The organism is Mesorhizobium sp. M2C.T.Ca.TU.002.02.1.1, assembly GCF_003997225.1.
Genome location: NZ_RZTO01000275.1, coordinates 1 through 7,078 on the forward strand (window position 1 = coordinate 1; position 7,078 = coordinate 7,078).

The following is a 7,078-nucleotide window of genomic DNA, read 5'->3' on the forward strand; positions in this document are numbered from 1 at the left end:
CCGCCAAAGAGGCTGGTACCGCCAAGGACGACGGCCGAGATCGTGGAAAGATTGTCCATCGCGTGGCCGCCGATCGTGGTCGTGGAGAAACGGGCAATCGACATCATCGCGGCGAGCCCCGCGAGCGCTCCGGACAAGACGTAGATCTGGACGATGCGGGACCTGAGCCTGATGCCGGATCGGCGGGAGGCTTCCGCATTCGAGCCGACGGCAAACACGTGCAGGCCAAAGCGTGTGAGATGCAGGACGATTGCCGCGACAATGGTGACGATGACGGCGATGATCACCAGGACCGGCACGCCGGCGATCGTTCCCGCGCCGATTTCGCTCACCAGCAGTTCCGGGACGGCACGCACATCGACGCCGCCGGTCAGGATCTGGGCAAAGCCCAGCGCCATGCCGAGCGAGCCGAGCGTCACGATGAGCGGCGGGATGCGGGCGAAGGCGACGAGGAACCCGTTCAGCGCCCCCCAGCCGGCGCCACTGACGAGAGCGACGACGAGGCCGGCGCCAATGACACCCCAGCCACCGTCGGTCGTGCCATAGGTGCCGCCGGGCGTGCCCGACAGCCAGAGCATCACCTGCGCCGAGGTCACCGAGGAGAAGACCAGGACCGCCCCCACCGACAGATCGATGCCTGCCGAAGCGATGACGAAGGTCTGGCCTATCGAGAGCACAAGCAGGATGGCCGCGTTCACGGCCAACATGGTGAGATTGTAGGAAGAGCCGAACTGCTCGGGCCGCATGACCGAGAAGATGACGATCAGGCCAAACAGCAGGAGAAATATCCAGCCCCCGCCGATCAGCCTGCTCAACCGCTCCGCGCCTGTTTCGCGTTCGGTGCCATCGCCGCCCGCGGCTTTAGCGTTGAGCCGGATCATTGAACCACGTCCCCCGCATCGGTGCCGCTGGTCATGGCGGTCACCAGGCTTTCGACGGTCGCCGCCCTGGTCTCGAAGCGGGCGACCCGCTTGCCAAGCCGCAGCACCTCGACCCTGTCCGCGATCTCGAGAACCTGCGGCATGTTGTGGCTGATCAGGACCACGGCGATGCCCTGGTCGCGCACCTGCCGGATGAGGTCGAGGACACGGGCCGTCTGCTGCACGCCAAGTGCTGCGGTCGGCTCGTCCATGAAGATGATCTTGTCTGCCCACAACGCCGCACGTGCGATCGCGACGGACTGACGTTGGCCGCCCGAAAGTGCCGAAACCGGCACGCCCGGCGATCTGAGATGCACGCTGAGCCGGGCGAATTGATCGGCCGCGCGTCGCCGCATTTCGCGCCGGTTGAGAAAACCGAGTTGTCCGAGCAGTCCGGCCCGCATGATCTCGCGGCCGAGGAAGAGATTGTCGGAAGCGGCGAGTTCGGGCGCGAGCGCCAGATCCTGGTAGACGGTCGCGATGCCCAGTTGCTGCGCGGTCGCCGGGCTGTCGAAGGAGACCTCGCGCCCGCCGATGAGGATGCGGCCTTCGTCCGGACGATCGGCGCCCGACAATATCTTGACCAGGGTCGACTTGCCGGCGCCGTTGTCGCCGATGAGGGCGCAGATCTCGCCCGGATAGACGGCGAAGTTCGCTCCGTCGAGCGCATGAACGTGCCCGAACCGACGTCGGATGTTTTGCGCCTCGAGGAGCGGGATCGTGCTCACGGCGCCGATTCCGCGGCCAGGCCGATATTGTTGGAGAAGGCGAACCACTCGTTGTAGGCCGCCGCCGTCAGCCGCGACCAATGATCGAAGGCGGCCTCAGCGTCGGGAAAGCGCCAGATCTCGACCGTCTCGAAATCGTGCTGTCCGCGCACATGATAATTGCCGACGAATGCGGCGCCGGCCTTGCCCGATGCAGCTGACACCTCCGCCCAGGCCTTCCTTCGCGCCGCCTGCTCGGCTTCGCTCAGCCCGTACCAATGCGGGCGAGGCCGCGCATAGTGGATCCAGATGCTTTCCGTCATGATATTCCTCCTGGGGCGCCGGCAAGCAGCTCGGTGAGCGGACGCCGCCGCCCGAGCAAATGCCTGGACGTCGTGAACTTGAAATCGGCCGCGCGCTCATGACCGCGGATCGCGGCGTCGACGGTTTCGGGGCGATCGGATTCCCAGACGCCGAGATGATGCCAGGAACTGGCCCAGTCCAGGCGATGGCGCCCGGCGATGTTGACGTTGAAGGAGAGATCGCCCTGGAACGCGACATCGCATTCGGCGTCATAGTCGCGGCGGGTTTCGGCGGTTGCCGCCGCCCAGGCGTCGTTCCATTCCCAGAGCGCGAAGAAACCCCATTTGCGGTCGATCGCCGGCCCGATCCCGTTCACGGCGGCGAACTCCCGCGGGCCGACCAGCCATTGCGTGGCAAAGCGCCGAGACCATCCGGCGCTCTCCAGCCGCACCGTGCCCCGCAGCGCCGCCGAGATCGTCGGCGCCTCGAACACGCCGACGACATCGGCGTCATGGGCGAAACCGGTCTCGAACGCGGTAGGCGCGGTCTTCTCGGACGGGTCGACCATGGCCCGCAGCGAGAGGAGCCATCCCTCGGCCTCCAATTCGCCAAGCACCGCGCCTATGGCGGCAAGGTGCCCTGCATCGAAAACGCCGGGCAGCCTTGGCTGGGATTTGGCGATGAACAGCACGACGCAGCGCTCGCTGGCCGCCGCCGAAAAAACGTCGGTCGCTTCGGTAAGCAGGGTCATCCGCCGCTCCTCAGCCGCGAGACGGCGGCGACCAGTCGCTCGACGCGAGCCGGATCGACAGGGTTCCACCAGACCCCGTCGCGCTTCAGCCACTGGCCAATGATGGCGCCGTCGGCAACCTCGAAGAGGCTCGGAACCTGATCCGGGTTGAGACCGGATCCGACAATGACGGGCAGCGTCGTGCCGCTTTTCACCTCCTGGACCTCGCGCGGCTCGGTCGGGGACCCGGTGCGCGTGCCGGTGGCGATGAGAACGTCGGCGTCGAACCATTCGGCGTCGGTCGCTTGTTCCGGAATGCTGCGATCAGCCGTGATCGCATGCGCGCCGAACTTGACATGGACATCCGCGAAGATGCGGACATCGGTCGCGCCGATCGCCGAGCGGTAGCGCATCGCCTCCGGCGCCGGGCCGTTCAGGAAACCCTCATTGGCGACATAGGCGTTGACCCATTGGTTTGCCCTGACCCAGCGGGCACCGACCGCCTTGGCGACCGCGAGCGCCGGAACCACGCCGTTGGCGACGCAGGTGATGCCGATCGGCGTGTCGACGGCGCCTCTTACCTCCAGGCACGCGGCCGTCAGGGCGGCCACGGTCTCGGGACCGATGTTTTCGGGCCTGCGAAACGGCATGTCGCTGGCATTCTCGATGATGATGCCGTCGATCCCGCCCGCCGACAGGGTGCGCGCGTCGGCGACGGCGGCGGCATAGATGTCGCGCATCGGCTGACCCTGATAGCGGGGCGCGCCCGGCAGGGCCTGCAGATGGATGACGCCGATGATCGGCTTCCTGACCTGGAACAATTCTTCCAGGGCGTTGATCTTGGGAGGGAGGACTTGCGTCGCTTTCATTGCTGGCTCTCTGTTGCGTCGTCCGGCGGTCGTCAGGCCTGGATTTTCAGGCCGGGCAGATCCTGCCGTCTGGGATAGGATGATTGCGATCCGAGCCGGGCGCAGCTCAGCGCGGCGGCGGCGACGGCGGTCTCAAGCGCTGCTTCGGGCGCCATGCCGCGCAATCGTTCGGCGATGAACCAGCCGGCGAGGCAGTCGCCGGCGCCGGTGGTGTCGACGACAGGGCCTCGCGGCGCCGCGATATCCAGATGCCCTTCCGCCCGATGCAGCGTCGCTCCGTCGGCGCCTCGTGTCTGAACGACCGTCTTGGCGCCCATCGCCAGCAAGCGCCCGATCGCATCGCCGCCGATGGCCGCCATGGAACGGCCATTGCAAAAGACGACCGCGGCACCGGCGATGAAATCGCGCATGAGGTCTATCCCGTCGGGAAAGGTGGAAGGCTCCAGGTCGAGCGACCAGGGCAGCGCCCGCGCCCGGCAGCGGTCGATCAGCGCGGCCGCGGCGGAGCGGTCGTAGACCGCGGTATGGATCCAACCGGTGTCGTCAAGCGAAAGCGCCTCGATCTGCAGCCGTTGCGGGTACATCGAGACGCCGGGATAAAGCAGCAGGCGTTTCTCGCCATGAGGTTCCAGCAGGACGACAACCCGGCAAGTCATTCCGGGATAGACATGCCATGCGATTTCGGCGCCGATCGTCTCCAACTGATCGACCAGCACCCGCCCGACAACATCGTCGCCGACGCCGATGGCAAGCCGAACCGGTGTCCCAGCCAGGGCGCAAGCCACCGCTGCATTGGCGGCCACGCCGCCGGGCGATTCGATCGCCGTGGCCGCGTGCACTTTCTCGTCGGGTTCCGGTATGTGCGACACGGTCATCGTCAGGTCGAAACTGACATCGCCGACGAAAAGCGCGGTTCGGCCCGTCATTGCCGCACCAGATCGACGCGGAAACGGTAGCGGTCGGCGCGATAGTGCATGACCGCGTATTCGATGGGCGCGCCGTCGGCTGCATGCGACCGCCTCCGGGCAACCAGCAGCGGCGCGCCGACGGCAATGTCCAGGCTCTCGGCGAGTTTCCTCGTCGCTGTCGCCGCCTCGATCAGCTCCTGCCCGCCGGCGATCCTGGCGCCGTGGTTGCGCTCGAGCCAGGTGTAGAGCGATACGACGTCGAGGTCCCTGCTGCTCGGCGTATGCGAATTGAGCACCGCCGGCGATATCCAGGATTCCGACATCCCTATCGGCCAACCGTCGGCCTTGAGCAGACGATCGATGCGGAAGGCGCGGGTCTTGCGGTCTATGCCGAGCGCCTCGGCCACTTCCGCCGTGGGCAGGGCATAGTCGGCGCTTCGCGTCACATAGGATGGCTGCAAGCCCCGGCGAAGCATGTCTTCGGAGAAGCTCGACAGCAGATTAAGCGGCTGCTCGACCCGCGACGTCAGCACGATCGATCCCTTGCCGGAGCGGCGGCTGATCAGCCCCTCCTGCTCGAGACGGTCGAGCGAGGCGCGCGCCGTCGTCCGGCTCACGCCGAAGCGCTCGTTCAACCGCGCTTCCGACGGCAAGGCATCGCCGGGCCTGAACTCGCCGCGCTCGATCGCCGCGCGCAGCCGGTCCGCGATTTGGAACCAGAGCGGCAAAGGCCCCTGGTCGAGATCGTTCATGTCCCACGTCATGGACATATCGTACGAACGTCATGACATTTAAGTCGAGTCTTTTTTTCGGCCCCGCTCAAGAATCCGTAAAGCGGGCAGGCAAATCGGGTTGCGGCGGCCGGAACCAACAAGGCAGCCGGAGCGTTCCGCCAATGACAGGAGTGCCTCGAAGCGAGCCGCGCAAGCGGCCGCCTGTTTAAGTCGTGTGGAAGTGCAAAGTCAGGCGCTGGCGCTTCACCCCAGCGAAATCCACGCCGTCTTCAGGTCCGTGTATTTCTCGATCGCATGCAGCGACTTGTCGCGGCCGAAGCCGGACTGCTTGAAGCCGCCGAGCGGCACGGTGATGTCGGCGCCGCCATAGGTGTTGACGTGGACGACGCCGGCATTGATGGCGCGCACCATACGGTGGGCGGTCGACAGGTTCGAGGTCCATACGGCCGAGGCGAGCCCATAGACCGTCGCGTTGGCGAGCCGCACCGCCTCCTCCTCCGTCTCGAAGCGCGTGACGCCGAGCACCGGCCCGAACACTTCCTCGCGAGCGAGCTGCATCGTCGCGGTCACGTTCTCGAAGATCGTCGGCGCCATATAGCTGCCGCCGGTCCCGGCCAGGATGCGTTCGCCGCCGGTGACGAGACGGGCGCCCTCCTCCACGGCCTTGGCGACGAAGCCGAGATTCTTGGTCAGCTGCTCGGCGCTCGACACCGCGCCGATGTCGCTGCCAAGGTCGAGCGGGTCGCCGACCTTCAGCTTGGTGGTCGCCTTGAGGAGCTCGTCCATGAAGCGGTCATAGACCGAGGCCTGGACCAGCAGCCGCGAGCCGGCGACGCAGACCTGTCCGGAATTGCGGAAGATGCCGTTGGCCGAAACGACCGCCGCCTGCCTCAAATCAGGCGCATCGGCAAAGACGATGTTGGGCGACTTGCCGCCAAGCTCGAGGAACACGCGCTTGAGGTTGGAGCGCGCGGCATATTCGAGCAGGCGGCGACCGACCGGGCCGGAGCCGGTGAAGGCGATGGCGTCGACATCCATATGCAGGCCGAGCGCCTCGCCGGCGACCGAGCCGCGCCCGGTGACGACATTGAAGATGCCGTCCGGGAAGCCGGCCTCGGCGGCCAGTTCCGCCAGCCGCAGCAAGGTGAGCGAGGCGATCTCCGGCGGCTTGACGATGATGGAATTGCCGGCGGCCAAGGCCGGCGCGATCTTCCAGGCGCCGATCATCAGCGGGAAGTTCCACGGCACGATGACGCCGACGACGCCGAGCGGTTCCTTGTGGATGAGGCCGAGCACATTGTCAGCCGTCGGCGCGATCTCGCCATAGACCTTGTCGATCGCCTCGGCATAGTAGCGGATGGTGCCGGCGGCAGACAGCGGCTCGGCCTTGTAGGCCATGCCGATTTCGGTGCCGTTGTCGCGCACGCCGAGCACGGCCAGTTCCGGCGCGTGCTTTTCGACCAACTCGGCAAATTTCGTAAGCACCTTCTTGCGCAAGGCGGGCGCCGCGCGCGACCAGGAGCCCTTGGCGAACGCCTTGCGCGCCGAGGCTACGGCGCGGTCGACATCGGCGACGCCGCCATCGGCGATGCGGGCGAAGGGACGGCCGTCGATCGGCGAGATCACCTCAAGGCTGGCGCCGCTCTGCGCATCCACCGGGGCTCCATCGATGAACAGACGCCGCGCGCCGACCTCCGTTTTGCGCAGCGTGTCGATGGTGTCCTGGTTGATCATTACGAGTTTGCTCCAAATTCTACATGAAGTGTCGCCGGCGCGCGGAACTCCCAGCCGCGGAAGACCGGCTGCTTGCCCGGCACCAGCCGCAGATCCGGAAACCGCTCCAGCAGCAATCCTACCGCAAGGCACATCTGCTCGCGCGCGAAGAAGCGGCCCGAGCAGAAATGATG

Annotated in this window: 8 protein-coding genes; all 8 read right to left on the bottom strand. The window is 66.5% G+C overall.

Features of this window, described 5'->3' with window-relative positions; all coding sequences use genetic code 11:
- A partial coding sequence (locus EOD07_RS16310) for an ABC transporter permease (RefSeq protein ID WP_164772282.1) occupies nt 1-881 on the bottom strand: 881 nt, incomplete at its 3' end.
- On the bottom strand, nt 878-1,648 hold the full coding sequence (locus EOD07_RS16315) for an ATP-binding cassette domain-containing protein (RefSeq protein ID WP_127236197.1): 771 nt from the start codon (nt 1,646-1,648) through the stop codon (nt 878-880). The genes EOD07_RS16310 and EOD07_RS16315, both read right to left, overlap by 4 nt.
- Nucleotides 1,645-1,950: a hypothetical protein gene (locus EOD07_RS16320; RefSeq protein ID WP_071074116.1), complete on the bottom strand. Its 306-nt coding sequence runs from the start codon at nt 1,948-1,950 to the stop codon at nt 1,645-1,647. The genes EOD07_RS16315 and EOD07_RS16320 overlap by 4 nt, the downstream gene beginning before the upstream one ends.
- Nucleotides 1,947-2,681 (bottom strand): hypothetical protein, encoded by a 735-nt coding sequence (locus EOD07_RS16325; protein ID WP_127236198.1) that lies wholly within the window; start codon nt 2,679-2,681, stop codon nt 1,947-1,949. The genes EOD07_RS16320 and EOD07_RS16325 overlap by 4 nt, the downstream gene beginning before the upstream one ends.
- Complete coding sequence (locus EOD07_RS16330; protein WP_127236199.1) at nt 2,678-3,529, bottom strand: BtpA/SgcQ family protein; 852 nt, start codon at nt 3,527-3,529, stop codon at nt 2,678-2,680. Before EOD07_RS16330 ends, EOD07_RS16325 begins: the two co-directional genes overlap by 4 nt.
- Nucleotides 3,530-3,561: 32 nt before the next feature.
- Nucleotides 3,562-4,455, bottom strand: a complete 894-nt coding sequence (locus EOD07_RS16335) for a carbohydrate kinase family protein (RefSeq protein ID WP_127236200.1) — start codon at nt 4,453-4,455, stop codon at nt 3,562-3,564.
- A complete protein-coding gene (locus EOD07_RS16340) occupies nt 4,452-5,201 on the bottom strand; it encodes a GntR family transcriptional regulator (RefSeq protein ID WP_164772283.1) in 750 nt (249 codons plus the stop codon). Before EOD07_RS16340 ends, EOD07_RS16335 begins: the two co-directional genes overlap by 4 nt.
- 213 nt (nt 5,202-5,414) lie before the next feature.
- Nucleotides 5,415-6,905, bottom strand: a complete 1,491-nt coding sequence (locus tag EOD07_RS16345; RefSeq protein ID WP_127236202.1) for an aldehyde dehydrogenase — start codon at nt 6,903-6,905, stop codon at nt 5,415-5,417.
- Between the last annotated feature and the right edge of the window lie 173 nt (nt 6,906-7,078).

Excerpts from the sequence above, each read along its gene's own strand:
- EOD07_RS16320 (WP_071074116.1), bottom strand. The coding sequence starts at position 1,950 with ATGACGGAAAGCATCTGGATCCACTATGCGCGGCCTCGCCCGCATTGG.
- EOD07_RS16325 (WP_127236198.1), bottom strand. The coding sequence starts at position 2,681 with ATGACCCTGCTTACCGAAGCGACCGACGTTTTTTCGGCGGCGGCCAGC.
- EOD07_RS16330 (WP_127236199.1), bottom strand. The coding sequence starts at position 3,529 with ATGAAAGCGACGCAAGTCCTCCCTCCCAAGATCAACGCCCTGGAAGAA.
- EOD07_RS16335 (WP_127236200.1), bottom strand. The coding sequence starts at position 4,455 with ATGACGGGCCGAACCGCGCTTTTCGTCGGCGATGTCAGTTTCGACCTG.
- EOD07_RS16340 (WP_164772283.1), bottom strand. The coding sequence starts at position 5,201 with ATGACGTGGGACATGAACGATCTCGACCAGGGGCCTTTGCCGCTCTGG.
- EOD07_RS16345 (WP_127236202.1), bottom strand. The coding sequence starts at position 6,905 with ATGATCAACCAGGACACCATCGACACGCTGCGCAAAACGGAGGTCGGC.